Raw genomic sequence first — 18479 nt, 5'->3', positions numbered from 1 at the left:
GCGGATGCTGGGGACATGGCAGCCTTCGCAGCGGAGAACGCGTTCAGCGGTTTCAGCGTCGACGACATCGACGCGGCGAGAGAGTTCTACGGCACGACCCTCGGGCTCGATGTCGAGGTCAACGCGATGGGGTTCCTCGACCTGCGTCTGCCCCGCGGCGGGTCGGTCCTCGTCTACGCGAAGCCGAACCACACCCCGGCGAGCTTCACGATCCTGAACTTCCCGGTGGCGGACGTCGATGCCGCCGTCGAGGAGCTCAACGAGCGCGGGGTGCAGACCAAGATCTACGGCGACGACGAGTTCCCGTCGGACTCCCGCGGCATCGTCCGCGGGAACGGGCAGGGACCGGACATCGCGTGGTTCCGCGACCCGGCGGGCAACGTGCTCGCCGTCATGCAGGCCTGACGGGGCCCGCCTCGCTCACAGCCGGTCGACCGCCGTCACCGTCACGACCGCCTCGCCGGCCTCGTCCGACGCGGCGAGGTCGACCGTGGCGCTGATGCCCCAGTCGTGGTCGCCGGCCGGGTCGTCGATGATCTGCCGCGTCGTCCACGCGGTCGGCCCCTCCGTGAGCAGCAGCATGCGGGAGCTCCGGGCGTCCGGGCCGGTGCCGATGTCGTCGTGCTCGGCGAAGTACGCGTCCAGCGCGTCGGACCAGGCGGCGGCGCCGAACGTCGGGTCGAGCTCGGCCAGCGCGTCCACGTCCTCGCGGGCGGCGAGCTGCACCCGCCGGAAGAGCTCGTTGCGGACGAGCGTGCGGAAGGCGCGGGTGTTGCTCGTGAGGCGCTTCGGCGCCGGCGGCACGATCGGCTCGTCGGTCTCGCCGCGGGCGGCGGTCCCGGCGGTCAGCTCGCTCCACTCGTCGAGCAGGCTGGAGTCGATCTGGCGCACGAGTTCGCCGAGCCAGGCGATGAGGTCGTGGAGGTCCTCGTCCTTCCGCTCCTCGGGGATCGTCTGGGAGGCGGCGCGGTACGCGTCCGACAGGTACCGCAGGACGACGCCCTCGGAGCGGGCGATCTTGTAGAACGCGACGTACTCGCCGAACGACATGGCCCGCTCGTACATGTCGCGGACGACGGACTTCGGGTGCAGCGCGAAGTCGCGGATCCAGGGCTGCGCGGCGCTGAAGGTCTCGAAGGCCGCGTCGAGGAGCTCCTCCAGGGGCTTCGGGTAGGTGATCGCCTCGAGGAGCTCCATGCGCTCGTCGTACTCGATGCCCTCGCGCTTCATCGCGGCGACTGCCTCGCCCCGCGCGAGGAACTCCTGCTGGCTGAGCACGGCGCGGGGATCGTCGAGCGTCGCCTCGACGATCGAGATCATGTCGAGCGCGTACGACCCCGTCCCCACCCCCTGGTCCCCCGAGCCCGCCTGGTCTCCCGAATGCGCCTGCGTCCCTGAGCTTGTCGAAGGGTCCAGCAGGTCGAACGCCGCGAGGGCGAACGGCGACAGCGGCTGGTTGAGCGCGAAGTTGGGCTGCAGGTCGACCGTGAGCCGGACGCCCTTCGGCGCTCCGGGCACGCCCGTGTCGAACGTCTCCACGACGCCCGATTCCCGGAGCGTGCGGAAGATCGCGAGGGCGCGGAGGGCGAGCGCGCGCTGCCGGGTGCGCGGCTCGTGGTTGTCGAAGACGAGCCGGCGGACGTTCCCGAACACATCCCCGCCCCGGGCGATCACATTGAGCAGCATCGCGCTGGTGATCTGCATGTGCGAGGTCAGGGTCTCCGGCGTCGCATCGATGAGCTTCCGGAACGACGGCTCGCCCCACGACACGAAGCCGTCGGGGGCCTTCTTGCGGATGATCTTCCGCTTCTTCTTCGGGTCGTCGCCGGCCTTGCGGATCGCGGCGAGGTTCTCCGTCTCGTGCTCCGGGGCCTGGGCGACGACGGTACCAGCGGTGTCGTAGCCGGCGCGCCCGGCCCGGCCCGCGATCTGGTGGAACTCCCGAGCGTTGAGCTGCCGCATCCGCGTGCCGTCGAACTTCGTCAGCGCGGTGAGCAGCACGGTCCGGATCGGGACGTTGATGCCCACGCCCAGGGTGTCGGTGCCGCAGATGACCCGGAGGAGACCGCGCTGGGCGAGCTGCTCCACGAGTCGGCGGTACTTCGGCAGCATGCCGGCGTGGTGCACGCCGATGCCGGCCCGGAGGAAGCGCGAGAGCGTCTTGCCGAACGCCGTCGTGAAGCGGAAGCCGCCGATGAGGGCGGCGATCTCGTCGCGCTGTTCACGCGTGGCGACCTTCGTGCTCGACAGGGCCTGCGCCCGCTCCATGGCCGCCGCCTGCGAGAAGTGCACGATGTAGATCGGGGCCTGTCCCGTGTTGAGCAGGTCGTCGATGGTCTCGTGGATGGGCGTCGTCTCGTAGAAGAAGTGCAGGGGGACGGGGCGCTCGACCCCCGTGACCGAGGCGGTCTCCCGTCCGGTGCGGCGCGTCAGGTCGGCGGCGAGGGTGGTGACGTCGCCGAGGGTGGCCGACATCAGCACGAACTGCGCCTGTGGGAGCTCGAGGAGCGGCACCTGCCAGGCCCAGCCGCGGTCGGGGTCGCCGTAGAAGTGGAACTCGTCCATGACGACGAGGCCGACGTCGGCGGCATCGCCCTGGCGCAGGGCCAGGTTCGCGAGGATCTCCGCGGTGCAGCAGATGATGGGGGCATCGGCGTTCACGGCGGAGTCTCCCGTGACCATCCCCACGTTCTCGGCGCCGAACACGTCTGCCAGCGCGAAGAACTTCTCGCTGACGAGGGCCTTGATCGGCGCCGTGTAGTAGCTGCGGCGTCCGCCGACCATCGCCGCGAAGTGGGCGCCGACCGCGACGAGCGACTTCCCGGTGCCCGTCGGCGTGGACAGGATGACGTTCGCGCCGGAGACGATCTCGATGAGCGCCTCGTCCTGCGCCGGGTAGAGGCGGATGCCGGTCGACTCCGCCCACTCCACGAAGGTCAGGTACACCGCATCGGCGTCCGCCGCGTCGGGAACGAGCGAGGGTTCGAGCCGCGGCGAGGGAGTCATGGTCCTTCGATCATCCCATCTGCGTCATGTCGACGATCCCGTCACCCCGAGCGCGGTGAGCAGCTCGTACGCCGTGGAACGCGCATGCACGATCACGGTGCCGAGCTGCGACGACGAGGCCGACACCGAGAGCAGGAGCTGGCCGTACGGCGCGAGGATGAAGCTCAGCAGGGCCATCTGGTTCTCGCCGATGGACAGCGACACGATGGCCGACAGCGTCGGCTCCGTCCCTCCCGCGATGATCTCGGCTTCGGCCCGCGCGACCCCGAACAGCGAGCCGTTCATCGCTGCGAGCTGCTCGCCGCCGTCCTGGTCGACGCCGAGGGAGGCGATGTGGAGGCCGTCCGCGGTGCCGAGGACCGCGGTCGTCAGCTCCGGGAAGCGCTCCTCCAACTGCTGCAGCCTGGTCTGGGCCGAGGGGCCGACGATCCGCGACCACAGCGCCCAGTTGCCGGCGACGTCGGGGTGCATGCGGGACGGATCGGGCGTCGTGGCGGCGTCCTGCCGCCCGGCGGGTCCGGTCATGGCTTCTCCTCCGGAAGATCGAGAGCGGCACCGGCGACGCGCATCACGCTGTCGCGGTCGCGCGCGTCGGCCGCGAGCACGCGCGAGGCCGGGATGCCGTGTCGCGCGAGCACGGGGGCGAGATCGCGGCGGATGTCGCCGATCGTGCGTCCTGCCGCGTGGCTGACGGCGATCGCGACGCGATGCTCCTCACCCGCGAACACGCCGAGCCAGTCCTCGGCGTCGGCGACGAGGGTGTCGCGGTCGCCGCGCAGCCAGAGCAGCACCCGGGTGCCGGGGATCGAGACGCGCTGTCGTGCCGAGGCGAACCGCTCCTGCCCCGGGATGCCGACGAGTGCGATGGAGACCTCCGGCGTCGGCCGCCACGTCCCGTAGTCGAGCCCGACGGTCGTGGTGGTCTTCCCGTCCCCGCTCGCGAGCGACATCGGCACGTCGGTGTCCACCGGCGGCACGTCGCTCAGGGCGCGGACCGCGGTCGTCTTGCCCGCGCCCACCGGACCGGCGAAGATCACCCGGTACCGCTGAGGCAGGTCGGTCCGTCGCCGACGCGGGCGCCTCATCGTCCGCTCCACGGGACCGCTCGTCCGCTGTCGCCCTCTCCCGAGGCCGCTCCCCACGGCCCCATGGATCACGCGCCGAGGGCGGCGACCCGGCGGTTCACCGAGGAGCGCAGCAGGGCGAGGTTCGTGGCCTGGCGATCGGCGGCCAGGTAGATGAACAGGTCGTCGTCGAGCATCTTGAGCAGGTGCAGCTGCGTGTTCAGCGTCAGCAGCATGTCCTCGAGCTCGCCGTCGATGCCGAGGGCGTCGATCGTGCGCTTCTTGTTCTTCACGATCTCGCTGTTGAACGCGCTCGCGACCTCGAGGTCGAAGTCCGGGCGGACGGAGCTCGAGGCGAGCGGCAGCCCCGATTCGAGGTCGACGATCGACGCCCCGATGAATCCGTTGATGTCGCGTTCGATGTCCGCCAGCAGCGCGTTGAGCTGATCTTGCGTGGCCATGGTTCTCCCCAGTCGTCTTCGTCGCACGCAGCAGCGACCGCCCTGTGCGGTCGTCCCCAGCGCCGCGCGACCTGTGAAGTGTATAACGTTACTCGGGGGGCGGGTCAATCTCAGATCGAGGTTGCCGCGCGGAGGGCGATGCGGACCATGTCGCCGAACGTCTGCTCGCGTTCCTGGGCCGTGGTCTCCTCACCCGTGACGATGTGGTCGCTGACGGTGCAGATCGCGAGGGCGCGGCGTCCGTGGAAGGCGGCGAGCGTGTAGAGCCCTGCTGCCTCCATCTCCACGCCGAGGATGCCGTGCTGCACGAAGGGCGCGGTGAGCTCCGGCCGGGTGCTGTAGAACTGATCGCTCGACAACAGCGGCCCGACGTGCACCGTGGACGAGAGGGGCTCGGTCTCGCTGGCCTCCACCGCCGCGCGCAGCAGGGCGAAGTCGGCGAGCGGGGCGTAGTCGAGGCCGTGGAAGCGCACGCGGTTGATCCCGGAGTCGGTGCTCGCGCCGTTCGCGATGATGATGTCGCGTACCGCGAGCCTCTCGGTCAGCGCGCCGCAGGACCCCACGCGGACGATCGTCTGCACGTCGTACTCCGTGAACAGCTCCGTCGCGTAGATCGCCATCGACGGCTGCCCCATGCCCGAGCCCTGGACGGAGACCCGGTGCCCCTCCCAGGTGCCGGTGAAGCCCAGCATCCCGCGCGTCTCGGAGTACAGCTCGGCGTCGTCGAGGAAGGTCTCGGCGATCCACCTCGCCCGCAGCGGGTCGCCGGGGAACAGCACGATGGGGGCGATCTGACCGGGTTCCGCGGCGATGTGGGTGCTCATCCGCTCAGCGTACTCAGCCCTCGCGACGGCGGACGATCTCCCCGATCCAGAGGGGCGCGAAGGGGGAGGTGCAGCCCGGGGCCGTGGGGTAGTCGGCCAGGACCTGGAGCCGCTCGCCGATCTCCACCGCCCGCGCTCGCAGGTCCGGATGGAAGATGCCGATGTTCGCGAGGGTCTCGTTCATGGCCCACTGCAGGCGCGGCGGGGCCTGCTGCAGGTCGCGTTCGATGAGGTCGAGGAGGTGCGACAGGTCGAGGCCGGCGGCGTCCTTCGTCACCCGGACCGTCGTGAGCGACCACGCGGCCGCGGCGACGGTGGGATCGGCGTCGTCGAACCAGCGCCGGCGCAGCTCCTCGGCAAGGGGCGACTTCTTGAGCACATAGTTCACGAACCAGTCGTTCACCTTGGGTGGACGGGTCTCGCGCAGCATCGTGTCGAGCTCGTCGGCGGTGAAGTCGGCCGGGCGGCACACGAGCAGGGCCAGCAGCCGGGCGGACGTCTCGCCCGTCGCCCAGAGCTCCCGGGCGAGGGGCTGGTCGGTCTTGATGCGCTTCGCGAGAGCGCGCATCCGACTCAGGTTGATGCCGTGGTCGTCGCCGCGCTTCTCGTTCGCCGCGCGCTGCTTCGGGTCTTCCAGCGCCGCGAGCTCCGCCAGCGCCTCCTCCACTGTCATCCCGCCAGGGTAACCCCCGTCGACCCACCCCTTTCGGTGCGTCCCGGCCCGTTACGGACGCACTTACGGGGCCGGGAGGCGCGAAAAGGGGTGGGTCGGCGGGAGGTCAGTCCTCGTCGAGCAGTTCGCCGCGGATGCGACGGAGGTCTTCCATGAGGGAGCCGACGAGGATCCAGTGCTGCGAGGACGGCGGACGGATCACGAGCGGAGCGGTCAGTGCGGGGATGGCAGAGGTCAGCGTCTCGGGCTCCGCGGAGGGCGCCGTGGTCTGCACCGCGAGACGCACGTCGTGTCCGGCCCGGCGGAGCTGCTCGGCGATGGCGGCCACCGCGGGCTCCTCGCCGAGCCGGTCGTCGTAGTGGTCGAAGTAGGCGCGGGTCATGCCGATGGTCTGCGTGACGATGGGCGAGAGCCGGTCGAGCAGCGCCTTCAGCTCCTGCAGGTCGGCGCGATGGGTCGAACGCCGCGGATTCAGCGTGAGCGATTCCTCTCCGGCGGCGATGGCGGCGGCCGCGGCATCCTTCATGGGCCGCAGCAGTCGCACCTCGAGCATGAGCTCCTGCAGCCGCGCCGGCGTCTGCGGGGCAGGCAGGGCGTCCGCCAGGCGGTCGAGGCTCGCGGCGAGCTCCCGCCCCAGCAGCCCCACGTTCCGCCGCGCCGGCTCGACGAGCACCGGCGGCACGATCAGCGCGTTCACGACGATCCCGATGACCACCCCGATCAGGGTCTCCCCGATCCGCGCGACCGCATACTCCGGACTCGACGACCCGAGCGCCAGCACGAGCATCGCCGAGATCGCGACCTGATTGCCGGTGCCGGGGGACGCCCGGAAGATCCACGCCACGAGCATCGCGACGACGATCGCCAGCAGCACGATCCAGCTCGGCGAGCCGAGGAGCAGGCCGAGACCGACCGCGATGACCACCCCGACGATCACGCCGATGCTGCGCTCGAGCGCCTTCGACAGCGACTGGTTGACGCTCGGCTGTACGACCAGCAGCGCGGCGATGGCGGCGAACACCGGCAGCTGCCCGGGGAAGACCCAGCCCGCGATCAGCCACGCGGCGATGGTCGCCGCGGCCGACTTCACCACCTGCAGCAGGGGGGAGCGCTGGGAGGCGCGGATCGCGGCGGGGATGCGCATGACCTCCACGGTAGTCGCGCCGATGTCAACCCCATCGCCCTTCTCGCGCGGAGCAGGCTGAATGGAGGCACACGAACGACGAACAAGTGAGGAGCATCCCCATGGTGCAGATCATCGAGACCATCGACGTCGACGTTCCCGTCCGCACGGCGTACAACCAGTGGACGCAGTTCGAGAGCTTCCCGAAGTTCCTCGACGAGGTCGTCTCCATCACGCAGATCGACGAGACCCGCTCGCACTGGAAGGTGAACGTGGGGGGCGCGGAGCGTGAGTTCGACGCCGAGATCACCGAGCAGCACCCGGATGAGCGCGTCGCGTGGAACAGCGTCGGCGGCGAGACCGAGCACGCGGGCGTCGTGACGTTCCACAAGCTCGACGACAACACCACGCGGGTGACCGTCCAGCTCGACTGGGAGCCGGAGGGGCTGCTGGAGAAGGTCGGCGCTCTGGTCGGCGCGGGATCCCACGCGGTGAAGAAGGATCTGAAGAACTTCAAGGAGTTCATCGAGGGCCGCGGCGTCGAGACCGGCGCCTGGCGCGGTGACGTGGACGCCTGACGCCTCTGCGTCGAGGCCCGGGACCGCAGTCTGCGGCCCGGGCCTCGTCGCGTGTGGGGCTGCGGACGTCGGACGCGCGTGCTTGCATGGGCGCATGGACACGACGGAGCGTCTGCGCGGCGAGGGGCGGGCCGTCCTCGCGACCGTCGTCTGCTTCGTCGGGGGAGCCCTCGCCGGGGCGCTGCTCCTCGCCGGTCCGCCGCGGCCGCTGACCGGTGAGGGAGGTCTCGCGTTGCCCGCCGCGGGAGTCGCCGGCGGCATCGCGGCTCTGGCCTTCGTCATCAGCACGCTTCTGCACCGTCGGGGGGAGGCGACGGGGATGCCGCGCTGGCAGCGGGTCGTGTCCCGCCTCTCCGCCGCCGCTCTCACCGTGGCGCTCGGGGCCGTGACGGCGATGGGCGTGCTGCTCACCGCGGAGGTGCTCGCGGCGGGCCTGCGCGGTCTCGCGCTCGGAGCGATCGGCGGCGGGCTGCTCACGGGGGTCGCGGCGGCGGTCGGCGGACGACTCGCGTTCGGTGCGGGGATCGGCCTCCGGACCGCCGATCTCGCCGGGCTCCTGTTCGGGTTCCTCGTGATCGGCACGCTGTTCGCGATGGTGACCGCCGTCGACCCCCGGTGGTGGGCGGAGAACTTCTCGCAGCTCGGGGTGGGCTGGGCGTTCAACGGCACCCTCGTCGTGGCCGGGCTGCTGGTCGTCACCGTCGGCGCGTACATCGGCCGCGACCTGCATCGGCTGCGCGGCGACGACGCGCTGTCCAGGATCGCGACCGTGGTCGTGCTGTGGGCCGCGGCCGGACTCGCGCTCGCCGCCGTCGGGCTCCTGCCGCTGTATCGGGCCCCCGTTCCGCACGATATCGCGGCCGTCGCGGCGCTACTCCTCTTCCTCGGGGCTGCCGCCGCGACGACGCTGACCGTTTCCGGCCGACCACTGGCCCTCGTGGTGACCTCCGTCGCGGTGGGGGTGCTCGTGGTCGCGGCCGTGCTGCTGTGGTGGCCGCTCGGCTTCTTCCCGGTGACCGCAGTGGAGGCGGTCGTCGTCGGGCTCGGGCTGCTGTGGATGACGACGCTCGTCCGGGTGCTTGCGATCCTCGTGCCGGAGGGGACCCGTCCGTCCGCGCGGCCCTCGCTCTGGCAGGGCAGGCGGTCGCGCGAGCTCAGGCGGGTTCGCGCGCCAGGAGCCTGATGCGGCGTGGAGGCCTGCGTCAGCGTAAGGAAGGGAGGGCGGAGGGGGCGCGGAAGATAGGGCATCCGTCCGATGCCGAGGGGACACCTCAGAGCGGAGTGTAGGGATACACCGAACCGTCGAGGAGACACCATGTTCGAGCACCCCTATCTCAGCCACCAGGTCACCGTCTTCGAGCAGGAGCAGATCGAACGCGCGGTCGCCCGGCGCCGGATGCTCCTGGAGCACGCGGATCAGATCGTGCCGCGACCGGCGGGTCCGCTGCGCCGGTGGCTGCGCCGCCACGGACGCGGAACGCCGGCACCGCGGGCCTCCCAGACGGGAGCATGCGATCCGGCTCTCGCGCGATGACCGACGGCGTCGTGCTGTCCTTCCCCTCGGGCCCTTCGGATGTCCGTGGGGAGTGGCACGATGGGTCCATGGCCCCAGCCCCCACCGCCGCGATGGTCGGGCGTGACGCCGAGCTCGCCGAGATGCGCCGCCTGTTCGACGGCGTGCGCGACGGCGTGCCCGCCGCGCTGCTGGTCGAAGGGGAGGCGGGGATCGGCAAGTCCCGGCTGGTGCGGGAGTTCGCCACCGGGGTCGCCAATGCTGCCGACGTGCACGTCGGGTGGTGCCTCGACCTCGGCACCTCGCGTGCCCCGTTCGGGCCGCTCGCCGGCATCCTCCGCTCCATCGTCGAGCGCATGGGCGCGGACCGCGTGCGCGAGGCGGTCGGCGTGGGCGTCGAGGCGCTCGGCATGCTGCTGCCCGAACTCGTCGACGCACCCGCGCCCCGCGACCGCACGAGTCCCGAACGCCTGCGCGACGCGATCGCGTCCCTCATCGAGGCCGCCACGGAGCTGGCGCCGCACGTGGTCCTGATCGAAGACCTGCACTGGGCCGACGACTCCACGCTCGCGATCCTCTCCTTCCTCCTCCGCACGCTCGACCACGGCCGGCTCCTGCTGCTCATCACGTGCCGCACCGACGACGTGCGCCGGGGCGATGCGGTGAGCCGCTTCATCGGCGAGGCGACGCGCGCGCGACTGCTCGAGCGGATGACGGTGTCGCGTCTCGACGACGATGCGGTCGGCGAGCTCGTGGCCCAGATCACGGGCCGCGCACCGACGGCGACGGCGCTGGAGCGGCTGCAGGTGCGTGCCGAGGGCGTGCCCTTCTTCGTCGAGGAGATCGCCGGGTGCGCCCAGGGGCCCCTGCCGGAGAGCCTGCGCGACCTCCTTCTCGCCCGCTTCGACCGCCTCGGGGACGACGCGCGCCGCGTGGTGCAGGTCATGTCCGGCGCGGAGCGACCGCTCACGGATCCTCTGCTGCTGCGCCTCGTCGAACTCCCGGAGGATCGCGTCGAGAACGCCGTCCGCGAGGCCGTGCGCAGCGGCATCATCGTCGTCGGCGAAGACGACTACGGGTTCCGGCACGCGCTGCTGCGCGAGGCCGTGCACGACGATCTGCTGCCGGGCGAGCGGGCACGCCTGCATCGCGCCTACGCCGAAGCGCTGGAGGAGGGCGGTGGCGACGACGCGGCGGCCCTGGCGTACCACTGGCAGCTCGCACAGGACGACCGTCGTGCCATCGCGGCCGCCGCCGACGCCATGCGCCAGGCCAAGGCCCAGTACGCCTTCGCCAGCGCGGCGCGGTTCGGCGAGCTCGTCCTCGAACTCTGGCCCCTCGTGCCGGACGCGACGGAGGCGACGGGGTTCGCACGCCTCGACCTGCTCCATGTGCTCGGTTCCGTCCTGCGCAACGCCGGCGACGGCGAGCGGGCCCTGGCGGTCGCCAACGTCGCGCTGAGCGAGGTCGATCCGGCGGCGGTCGACCCGCGGCTGCACGCGCGGCTGCTGCGGAACAAGGCGCTGTACCTCGTCAACCTCGGTCGCCTCGGGGCCATCCCGCTCCTCCAGGAGGCGCTCGCGCTCGCGGAGCGCGTCGACGACGACGTGTTCCGCGCCGAACTGCTGAACCAGCTCGCGAGTCGCCGCATGATCGCGGGCGACCGCGAAGAGGCTATCCGGCTCGCCGACGAGGCCGAGCGTCGCGCGGCGGGCGCGTCCACGACGGATCAGCTCTCGATCGCGGCGAACGTCCGCGGCGGTTCGCTGGCCCACCTCGGCCGGGTCGAGGAGGGGGTGCGCGAGTACGGACGGGCGCGCGACCTCGCCGCCGGATCGACCGCGGAGATGCGCTACCGCGTCAACTACTCCGACCTGCTGACGCTGCTGGGCCGCTACCGGGAGGCGGTCGCCGTCGCGGAGGAGGGCCTGCGGCGAGCCCGTGAGCTCCGCGTCGAGCGCACCTCGGGCTCGATCATGGCGCAGAACATGATCGTGCCGCTGCTCGAGCTCGGCGAGATCGGTCAGGTCGAGGACATGCTCGCCCGGGACTTCCGGCAGGGCACGCTGCGGGTGTTCCGGATGTACGTGAGCATGACCAGGGTGCGGGTGCTCGCCTGGCGAGGTCGAGCGGCGGAGGCGGCGGAGACCCTGCAGGAGTGGCTCCCGGCGTTCGAGGAGACCGGGGTCTCGGAGCGGCAGATCTGGTACGACCGGATCACGATGCAGGTCGCCGTGGCAGAGAGCCGGGGCGACCTGCGCGGCGCGCTCGACGTGATCGGGGAGATGCTGCGCGACGACAGGCCGGCACTGCTGCATCAGCGGCGGCTGCTTCTGGAGGCGGGTGCTCTCGTGACGGCGCTGCGGGCGGGCGGCGCCGACGTCGGAGCGACGGTCGCGGCGGTCCGGGAGGCGTGGGAGGCGCAGCCGCCGGAACTCCAGGACGACGCGTGGTCGGCGGTGCTGCATGCCCTGCTCGACCCGGGTCCGGGCGCGGTCGACGAGGCGCTCAGCCGCGCGGACGGCGACGACGTTCCGGCGACCTTCCGCGTGGTGCTGCGGCTTGAGCGCGCCCGGCTGCACGTCGCCGCCGGAGAGCGCGCCGAGGCGGCTGCCCTGCTCGCCGCGGCGACGACGACTGCAGAGGGGCTCGGTCATGTGCCGCTGCAGCAGACGTTGGCGCGGTTCGGCGAGGCGGCCGGGCTGCGGTCGTCCGGGCCCCGCGAGGTCGCCGCCACGGAGCAGCTGACGGCCAGAGAACGGCAGGTGCTCGCCCTCATCGCGGAGGGGCTGAGCAACCGCCAGATCGGGGAGCGCCTGTTCATCAGCGTGAAGACCGTGAGCGTCCACGTCTCGGCGGTGCTGCGGAAGCTCGGCGTGAGCACGCGCACCGAGGCGGCGCTCGCCCATCGCGCGGCCGAAGAAGGGGAGGCCCGTCAGTCCGCCGTGGTAGCGTGACCGAGCATGCATGTCGGATCATCGGCATGGTGCAGGCCGCGTGAGCGGCCGGTCAACAGAAAGTAGAAAACACATGGCCACTGGCACTGTGAAATGGTTCAACGCAGAGAAGGGCTTCGGCTTCATCGCTCCCGATGACGGCACCGAAGACCTCTTCGCCCACTACTCGGCTATCGCCGGCTCCGGTTTCAAGGAGCTCCGCGAGAACCAGAAGGTCGAATTCGACGCTGAGCGTGGCCCCAAGGGCATGCAGGCGGCGAACATCCGCGCTCTCTGAGCGTGCGCTGACTTCCTGAAGCCGGCCGGATCCGTACGGGTCCGGCCGGCTTTTCGCTGCCCCGGCACTTTCGAATCGCCCACTTTGCGGCATCTGGGCGCCGGATGGGGCAAGGTGAGCGATTCGAAACGGGAGTGAGGGCGCCCTAACCTCCGTGTTAGATTAGGCGAGGCTTACCAAAGGCCGGACGCTCTCGCGTCGACACCCCATCTCCCATCCCGAAGGGAACGCCTGTGCGCACCTCTCGACTCCTCGCCCTCGGCGCGGCCGCCGCGCTCGCCGTGACGCTCTCCGCCTGCTCGTCCTCCGCGCCGGAGTCGACCGCGACCACCGGCGGCAACCCGGCCTCCGACGACGCGTTCCCCGTGACCATCGAGCACGTCTACGGCGAGACGACCATCGACGAGAAGCCCGAGCGCGTGGCGACCGTCGCGTGGGCGAACCACGAGGTGCCGCTCGCCCTCGGCATCGTCCCGGTCGGCATGAGCAAGGCCACCTGGGGCGACGACGACGACAACGGCATCCTCCCGTGGGTCGAGGAGAAGCTCGACGAGCTCGGCGGGGAGACCCCGGTGCTCTTCGACGAGACCGACGGCATCGACTACGAGGCCGTGGCCGACACCGAGCCCGACGTGATCCTCGCCGCCTACTCCGGCCTCACGCAGGAGGAGTACGACACGCTCTCCAAGATCGCCCCGGTCGTCGCCTACCCCGACGTCGCGTGGGGCACGTCCGTCGACGACATGGTCGAGATGAACGCCAAGGCCCTGGGGCTCGAGGCCGAGGGCGAGTCCCTGATCGAGGACCTGCACGCCGACGCCGACGCCGCCCTGGAGAAGTACAGCATCCTGAAGGACAAGAGGGTGCTCTTCGCCTACTTCGACCCGAGCGACCTGAGCCAGATCGGCTACTACACCGCGGCCGACACGCGCCCCGGGTACCTGCACGACCTCGGCCTGCCGCTCCCCGCGATCGTCGAGGAGAACGCGGACAGCGACCAGTTCTACCTCCAGGTGAGCGCCGAGGAGGCGCAGAAGTTCGACGACGTGGACGTGCTGGTGACCTACGGCGACGACTCCACCCTGGCCACGCTGCAGGCCGACCCGCTGCTGTCGAAGATCCCCGCCATCGCGGAGGGCCGCGTCGCGATCCTCCCGGACGCCACCCCCATCGCCGCATCGGCGAACCCGTCGGCGCTGTCGATCCCGTGGGGTCTCGAGGACTACCTGGCCATCCTCGCCGCGCCGCTCGCGAAGTAAGCTCCGCGTCCGCCCCCCAGCGGAGAGCCGTCGTGATCCCAGCACCCGTCCTCGCGTCGGACGCCGCAACCCTGCGGCGTCCGACGGTGGTGCGCACCCTCTGGCTGCTCGCCGGAGTCGGTGTGATCCTCGTGCTCGTCGTGCTCTCGGTGTCGTTCGGGGTGCGCGCGGTCACGCTCGACGACATCCTCGCGGCGCTCTCCGGCCAGACCGACACGATCGCCCAGGCCGCGGTCGTCAAGCGCATCCCCCGCACCGTGCTCGCGCTCCTCGTGGGGGCGGCCCTCGCCCTCGCCGGAGCGACCATGCAGGCCGTCACGCGCAACCCCGTCGCCGACCCCGGCATCCTGGGGGTCTCGAACGGCGCCTCGTTCGCGGTCGTCCTCGGCATCGCGTTCTTCGGGCTGAGCAACCCCTACGGGCAGATGGCCTTCGCGATCGTGGGCGCCGCGGCGGCGGCCGTCTTCGTGTACACCGTCGGCTCCCTCGGCCGCGGCGGGGCCACGCCGCTCAAGCTGGCCCTCGCGGGGGCGGCGACCTCCGCTGCGTTCGCCTCGCTCATCAGCGCGGTCATGCTGCCGCGGGTCGACCTGCTGCAGACGTTCCAGTCGTGGCAGATCGGCGGCGTCGGCGGGGCGGAGTGGCCCCGGATCGCGATCACCGCTCCCGTCCTCGCGGTCGGCGCCCTCATCTGCTTCCTGTGCGCCCGGGGGATGAACTCCCTCGCGCTCGGCGACGACATGGCCAAAGGTCTCGGCGAGCACGTGCTGCGCACCCGGATGCTGTCGGCGCTCGGGGCGGTCATCCTCGCCGGCGCGGCGACGGCCATCGCGGGGCCGATCGGGTTCGTCGGGCTCATCGTCCCGCACATGTGCCGGATGCTCGTGGGGACCGACCACCGGTGGCTGCTGCCCTTCTCGGCCCTCGCCGGCGCCGCGCTGCTCACCGCGAGCGACATCGTCGGACGCGTGATCTCGCCGTCGTCCGAGGAGATCCAGGTCGGCATCATCACCGCGATCATCGGGGCGCCGTTCTTCATCTGGATCGTCCGCCGGCAGAAGGTGCGGGAGCTGTGAGCACGACCGAGCACACCCTCGTCCGCGGCGACGAGTCCGCCGCCGCCCGCACCGCGCGCATCATCGCCGGTCGCCGGGCACGCCACCGCCGTCACGCGGTGGTCACCCTCGCCCTCGGGGTCGTCGTGATCGTGCTGTTCACGGTGGCGCTCATGGTCGGCAACACGTTCTACCCGCTCGACGAGGTCATCCGCGTGATCCTCGGTGAGACGGTGCCCGGCGCCTCGTTCACGGTCGGCGACCTGCGGCTCCCCCGTGCGGTCCTCGCGATCCTCACGGGCCTCGCGTTCGGCATGGCGGGCGTCACCTTCCAGACCATGCTGCGCAATCCGCTCGCCTCGCCGGACATCATCGGCATCTCGAACGGCGCCGGCGCCGCCGCGGTGTTCGGCATCGTCGTGCTCTCGCTCAACGGCCCGGCCGTCTCCCTCCTCGCGCTCGTCGGCGCCCTCGTGACGGCGCTGGCGATCTACCTCCTCGCCATCAAGGGCGGCTTCGCGGGCACCCGCCTCATCCTGATCGGGATCGGCGTCGCGGCGATGCTGCAGAGCGTCATCTCCTACCTGCTGTCCCGGGCTGCGAACTGGGACATCCAGACCGCGATGCAGTGGCTCACCGGCAGCCTCAACAACGCGTCCTGGGAGCGGGTGCTGCCGATGGCGATCGCCGCCGCGATCCTCGTGCCGGTGCTGCTCTCGCAGGGGCGGGCGCTGGGCACGCTCCAGCTCGGCGACGACTCGGCCGCGGGGCTCGGCGTGCGGGTCACCGCCACGCGCCTCGTCTTCATCCTCGGTGCCGTGGCCCTCCTCGCCTTCGCGACCGCCGCCACCGGGCCGATCGCGTTCGTTGCGTTCATGGCCGGACCCATCGCCGCGCGGCTCACCGGTCCCGGCGCCACGCTGCTGCTGCCCAGCGGTCTCGTCGGGGCGGTGCTCGTGCTCGGCGGCGACCTCATCGCCCAGTTCGCGCTCGGCGCGCGCTACCCGGTCGGCGTGGTCACCGGCGTCGTCGGCGCGCCGTACCTCATCTATCTGCTCATCCGTACCAACCGCACCGGAGGCTCGCTGTGACCGCCGCCCACCGCCTGTCCGCCGAGGGGGTCACCCTCTCGTACGGCGACCGCACCGTGGTCGAGGGCCTCGACCTGCAGATCGCGCCGGGGAAGATCACCACGATCGTCGGCGCGAACGGCTGCGGCAAGTCGACGCTGCTGCGCGCCCTCGCCCGCCTGCTGTCCCCGGGGGACGGGGAGGTCGTGCTCGACGGGAAGTCGATCCACGCCCGTCCGACGAAGGAGGTCGCGCGCATCCTCGGCCTCCTGCCCCAGTCGCCCGTCGCCCCCGAGGGCATCGCCGTCGCCGACCTCGTCGGTCGCGGGCGTCATCCCCATCAGCGGGCGCTGTCGCGGTGGAGCGCGCACGACTACGAGGTCGTCGCCGACGCCCTGGACGCGACCGGCATCAGCGACCTCGCCGACCGCAGTGTGGACGAGCTCTCCGGCGGCCAGCGGCAGCGGGTCTGGATCGCGATGGCCCTCGCGCAGGAGACCGACATCCTGCTGCTGGACGAGCCGACGACCTTCCTCGACGTCGCCCACCAGGTCGAGGTGCTCGACCTGCTCACCGACCTCAGCGTCGCCCGCGGCACCACGATCGTCATGGTGCTGCACGACCTCAACCTCGCCGCGCGCTACGCCGACGAGCTGGTCGCCATGAAGGACGGCCGCGTGCACGCGACCGGCGCCCCGCAGGAGATCGTCACCGCCGAGCTCGTGCAGGAGGTCTTCGGCCTCCCCAACCAGATCACCATCGACCCGGTCTCCGGCAAGCCGATGGTCACCCCCATCGGAAGGCATCATGTCCGCTGAATCCACCACGACCGAGCGCCCGACCTACATCCTCACCCGCGCCGAGGTGCGCGCCGTCTCCCGCGTCTCCCCGTCGTTCGTGCGGGTGACGCTCGGCGGCGAGGAGCTCAGCGAGCTGGGGACGCCAGGGGAGGTGTACGACAGCCGGGTCAAGCTCGTCTTCCCGCCCGCGTCCGGCGTGCTCGCCGAGATCGACCGGTCGACGCACGACTGGTGGGGTTCGTACCTGGCCGTCCCGGAGGAGGAGCGCGGCTCGATGCGCACCTACTCCGTCCGGGACCTGCGGGTCGACGACGACGGCCGCACCGAGGTCGACATCGACTTCGTGCTGCACCTGGAGCCGGGGCTCACGGGTCCGGCCTCTCGGTGGGCGAGCACGGCCGCGGTGGGCCAGGAGCTGTGGCTGGTCGGCCCGCGTCGGGGCGTCGTGGCGCACGGCGGAGCGGAGTACGCGCCGGGGGTGGCGACCTCGGTGGTCCTCGTCGGGGATGAGACCGCGGCCCCCGCCATCGCCCGCATCCTGGAGGACGCCCCGCGCGACCTCCGCGGCACGGCGTTCATCGAGGTGCCGTCGCCCGCTGACGTGCTCGCGATCGACGCGCCGGACGGGGTGGACGTGCACTGGCTGCCGCGCGACGCCGGCGAGCCGCACGGCCTCCGACTCATCCCCGCGGTGCTCGAGCACCTGGGCGACGATGATGCCGGGGACGAGATCCGCGTCACCGATATCGAGGGGGAGGACCTCCTCTGGGAGACCCCCGAGTACTCGAGCCTGGGGGAGGAGATCGCGCCCGACGACGCCGCCGGCCGCTACTTCTGGATCGCGGGCGAGAGCGGTGTCGTGACGACGCTGCGTCGGCACCTCGTGAAGGACCTCGGGATCGACCGCGCGCAGGTCGCGTTCATGGGCTACTGGCGCCGCGGCGTCGCGATGCGGGGCTGAGATGACCGACGCCATCGATCGCCACAGCCTCGCGGGGGAATCCCTCGTTCTCGGCTACGGCCGCACGCGCGTCGTGCACGACGTCTCCCTGCGCCTCGCGCCGGGCCGGGTGACCGCGCTGATCGGACCGAACGGCAGCGGCAAGTCGACCGTCCTCCGCGCCCTCGCGCGGCTGCACCGCATCGAGGCCGGGACCGTGCGCATCGGCGGCGCGGCGTCGCGCGACGCCGCCACGCTCTCCGCCAAGGAGTTCGCGAAGACCGTCGCGATGCTCTCGCAGTCCCGGCCGCACCCCTCCGGGATCGAGGTCTCCGACGTCGTCGCCTACGGCCGGCACCCGCACCGCGGACGCTTCTCCGGCGTGAGCGACGCCGATCGTTCCGCCGTGGCGCGTGCCCTCGCCCTCACCGGGCTGTCCGCGATGGCCGCCCGTCCGGTCGACCAGCTCTCCGGCGGCGAGCTGCAGCGCGTCTGGCTGGCGACCGCACTCGCCCAGGACACCGGGGTGCTGCTGCTCGACGAGCCGACCAACCACCTCGACCTGCGCTACCAGGTGGAGACCCTCGACCTGGTGCGGGAGCTCGCCGACGACCACGGCACCGCGCTCGGCGTCGTGCTGCACGACCTCGACCACGCCGCCTCGGTCGCCGACGACGTCGTGCTGATGCACCGCGGCCGGGTGCACGCGGCGGGGGCGCCCGCCGAGGTCCTCACCGGCGAGAACCTGTCGCACGTGTACGGCCTGCGCATCGACACCGCCCTCGACGAGGAGACCGGCCTGGTGCGGGTGCGTCCGCGCGGCCGCCACCACGGTCGCCTCCGCACTCCTTCCGCCTCCTGATCCCGACCTCTGAAGGA

At 71.6% G+C, this 18479-nt stretch carries 19 protein-coding genes; 12 read left to right on the top strand and 7 right to left on the bottom strand.

The features are described 5' to 3' along the window. Positions 1 to 15 precede the first annotated feature (15 nt). Positions 16 to 405, top strand: a complete 390-nt coding sequence (locus tag BK819_RS03435) for a VOC family protein (protein WP_071327862.1) — start codon at positions 16 to 18, stop codon at positions 403 to 405. 15 nt (positions 406 to 420) lie between these two features. Here BK819_RS03435 and BK819_RS03430 read toward each other — a convergent pair whose 3' ends face one another. The 7 genes from BK819_RS03430 to BK819_RS03400 all read right to left on the bottom strand — a co-directional run bounded on the left by BK819_RS03430 (position 421) and on the right by BK819_RS03400 (position 7172). Then, positions 421 to 3006 carry an RNA helicase gene (locus BK819_RS03430; RefSeq protein ID WP_071327861.1) on the bottom strand — a complete coding sequence of 862 codons (2586 nt, stop codon included), beginning with the start codon at positions 3004 to 3006 and terminating at the stop codon, positions 421 to 423. Between the two features lie 24 nt (positions 3007 to 3030). Then, the gene (locus BK819_RS03425; RefSeq protein ID WP_071327860.1) at positions 3031 to 3531 is read right to left on the bottom strand and encodes a hypothetical protein; all 501 of its coding nucleotides are present in this window, start codon (positions 3529 to 3531) and stop codon (positions 3031 to 3033) included. Next, positions 3528 to 4091 (bottom strand): hypothetical protein, encoded by a 564-nt coding sequence (locus BK819_RS03420; protein WP_071328075.1) that lies wholly within the window; start codon positions 4089 to 4091, stop codon positions 3528 to 3530. Before BK819_RS03420 ends, BK819_RS03425 begins: the two co-directional genes overlap by 4 nt. A 68-nt stretch (positions 4092 to 4159) precedes the next feature. Further along, positions 4160 to 4531 carry a hypothetical protein gene (locus tag BK819_RS03415; RefSeq protein WP_071327859.1) on the bottom strand — a complete coding sequence of 124 codons (372 nt, stop codon included), beginning with the start codon at positions 4529 to 4531 and terminating at the stop codon, positions 4160 to 4162. A 110-nt stretch (positions 4532 to 4641) separates the two neighbouring features. After that, positions 4642 to 5355, bottom strand: coding sequence for a purine-nucleoside phosphorylase (gene deoD / locus BK819_RS03410; RefSeq protein ID WP_071327858.1), 714 nt, complete (start codon positions 5353 to 5355; stop codon positions 4642 to 4644). Between the two features lie 13 nt (positions 5356 to 5368). Beyond that, positions 5369 to 6028: a DNA alkylation repair protein gene (locus BK819_RS03405; RefSeq protein WP_071327857.1), complete on the bottom strand. Its 660-nt coding sequence runs from the start codon at positions 6026 to 6028 to the stop codon at positions 5369 to 5371. A 106-nt stretch (positions 6029 to 6134) separates the two neighbouring features. Next, positions 6135 to 7172 (bottom strand): aromatic acid exporter family protein, encoded by a 1038-nt coding sequence (locus BK819_RS03400; protein WP_071327856.1) that lies wholly within the window; start codon positions 7170 to 7172, stop codon positions 6135 to 6137. Between the two features lie 101 nt (positions 7173 to 7273). On the opposite strand from BK819_RS03400, the gene BK819_RS03395 reads away from it, so the two are divergent. From BK819_RS03395 to BK819_RS03345, 11 genes are all read left to right on the top strand, one after another. Next, positions 7274 to 7729 (top strand): SRPBCC family protein, encoded by a 456-nt coding sequence (locus BK819_RS03395; RefSeq protein ID WP_071327855.1) that lies wholly within the window; start codon positions 7274 to 7276, stop codon positions 7727 to 7729. Positions 7730 to 7823: 94 nt separating this feature from the next. Further along, positions 7824 to 8912 carry a hypothetical protein gene (locus BK819_RS03390; RefSeq protein ID WP_256209354.1) on the top strand — a complete coding sequence of 363 codons (1089 nt, stop codon included), beginning with the start codon at positions 7824 to 7826 and terminating at the stop codon, positions 8910 to 8912. Between the two features lie 132 nt (positions 8913 to 9044). Then, a complete protein-coding gene (locus BK819_RS03385; RefSeq protein WP_071327854.1) occupies positions 9045 to 9263 on the top strand; it encodes a hypothetical protein in 219 nt (72 codons plus the stop codon). Between the two features lie 68 nt (positions 9264 to 9331). Continuing rightward, the gene (locus tag BK819_RS03380; protein ID WP_177173780.1) at positions 9332 to 12199 is read left to right on the top strand and encodes a helix-turn-helix transcriptional regulator; all 2868 of its coding nucleotides are present in this window, start codon (positions 9332 to 9334) and stop codon (positions 12197 to 12199) included. A 73-nt stretch (positions 12200 to 12272) separates the two neighbouring features. Continuing rightward, the gene (locus BK819_RS03375) at positions 12273 to 12476 is read left to right on the top strand and encodes a cold-shock protein (RefSeq protein WP_025104028.1); all 204 of its coding nucleotides are present in this window, start codon (positions 12273 to 12275) and stop codon (positions 12474 to 12476) included. A 233-nt stretch (positions 12477 to 12709) separates the two neighbouring features. After that, positions 12710 to 13735, top strand: coding sequence for an iron-siderophore ABC transporter substrate-binding protein (locus BK819_RS03370; RefSeq protein WP_071327853.1), 1026 nt, complete (start codon positions 12710 to 12712; stop codon positions 13733 to 13735). Between the two features lie 32 nt (positions 13736 to 13767). Next, positions 13768 to 14811, top strand: a complete 1044-nt coding sequence (locus BK819_RS03365; RefSeq protein ID WP_071327852.1) for an iron ABC transporter permease — start codon at positions 13768 to 13770, stop codon at positions 14809 to 14811. Next, entirely contained in the window at positions 14808 to 15881 is a 1074-nt protein-coding gene (locus BK819_RS03360) for an iron chelate uptake ABC transporter family permease subunit (RefSeq protein ID WP_071327851.1), read from the top strand. Before BK819_RS03365 ends, BK819_RS03360 begins: the two co-directional genes overlap by 4 nt. After that, a complete protein-coding gene (locus BK819_RS03355; protein ID WP_071327850.1) occupies positions 15878 to 16678 on the top strand; it encodes an ABC transporter ATP-binding protein in 801 nt (266 codons plus the stop codon). Before BK819_RS03360 ends, BK819_RS03355 begins: the two co-directional genes overlap by 4 nt. Further along, on the top strand, positions 16668 to 17621 hold the full coding sequence (locus tag BK819_RS03350; RefSeq protein WP_071327849.1) for a siderophore-interacting protein: 954 nt from the start codon (positions 16668 to 16670) through the stop codon (positions 17619 to 17621). Before BK819_RS03355 ends, BK819_RS03350 begins: the two co-directional genes overlap by 11 nt. A 1-nt stretch (position 17622) precedes the next feature. Next, positions 17623 to 18462 (top strand): ABC transporter ATP-binding protein, encoded by an 840-nt coding sequence (locus BK819_RS03345; protein ID WP_071327848.1) that lies wholly within the window; start codon positions 17623 to 17625, stop codon positions 18460 to 18462. Positions 18463 to 18479: the final 17 nt, after the last annotated feature.

It is taken from the genome of Microbacterium sp. LCT-H2 (assembly GCF_001866135.1).
Taxonomy (GTDB): Bacteria; Actinomycetota; Actinomycetes; order Actinomycetales; family Microbacteriaceae; genus Microbacterium.
Note: the sequence above shows the minus strand (reverse complement) of the source record. Positions and strands in the feature narration are given on the sequence as shown.

What these genes read in the sequence shown, in the direction of transcription:
- BK819_RS03435 (WP_071327862.1), top strand. Translation starts at nt 16, where the DNA reads ATGGCAGCCTTCGCAGCGGAGAACGCGTTCAGCGGTTTCAGCGTCGAC.
- BK819_RS03430 (WP_071327861.1), bottom strand. Translation starts at nt 3,006, where the DNA reads ATGACTCCCTCGCCGCGGCTCGAACCCTCGCTCGTTCCCGACGCGGCG.
- BK819_RS03425 (WP_071327860.1), bottom strand. Translation starts at nt 3,531, where the DNA reads ATGACCGGACCCGCCGGGCGGCAGGACGCCGCCACGACGCCCGATCCG.
- BK819_RS03420 (WP_071328075.1), bottom strand. Translation starts at nt 4,091, where the DNA reads ATGAGGCGCCCGCGTCGGCGACGGACCGACCTGCCTCAGCGGTACCGG.
- BK819_RS03415 (WP_071327859.1), bottom strand. Translation starts at nt 4,531, where the DNA reads ATGGCCACGCAAGATCAGCTCAACGCGCTGCTGGCGGACATCGAACGC.
- deoD (WP_071327858.1), bottom strand. Translation starts at nt 5,355, where the DNA reads ATGAGCACCCACATCGCCGCGGAACCCGGTCAGATCGCCCCCATCGTG.
- BK819_RS03405 (WP_071327857.1), bottom strand. Translation starts at nt 6,028, where the DNA reads ATGACAGTGGAGGAGGCGCTGGCGGAGCTCGCGGCGCTGGAAGACCCG.
- BK819_RS03400 (WP_071327856.1), bottom strand. Translation starts at nt 7,172, where the DNA reads ATGCGCATCCCCGCCGCGATCCGCGCCTCCCAGCGCTCCCCCCTGCTG.
- BK819_RS03395 (WP_071327855.1), top strand. Translation starts at nt 7,274, where the DNA reads ATGGTGCAGATCATCGAGACCATCGACGTCGACGTTCCCGTCCGCACG.
- BK819_RS03390 (WP_256209354.1), top strand. Translation starts at nt 7,824, where the DNA reads ATGGACACGACGGAGCGTCTGCGCGGCGAGGGGCGGGCCGTCCTCGCG.
- BK819_RS03385 (WP_071327854.1), top strand. Translation starts at nt 9,045, where the DNA reads ATGTTCGAGCACCCCTATCTCAGCCACCAGGTCACCGTCTTCGAGCAG.
- BK819_RS03380 (WP_177173780.1), top strand. Translation starts at nt 9,332, where the DNA reads ATGGCCCCAGCCCCCACCGCCGCGATGGTCGGGCGTGACGCCGAGCTC.
- BK819_RS03375 (WP_025104028.1), top strand. Translation starts at nt 12,273, where the DNA reads ATGGCCACTGGCACTGTGAAATGGTTCAACGCAGAGAAGGGCTTCGGC.
- BK819_RS03350 (WP_071327849.1), top strand. Translation starts at nt 16,668, where the DNA reads ATGTCCGCTGAATCCACCACGACCGAGCGCCCGACCTACATCCTCACC.
- BK819_RS03345 (WP_071327848.1), top strand. Translation starts at nt 17,623, where the DNA reads ATGACCGACGCCATCGATCGCCACAGCCTCGCGGGGGAATCCCTCGTT.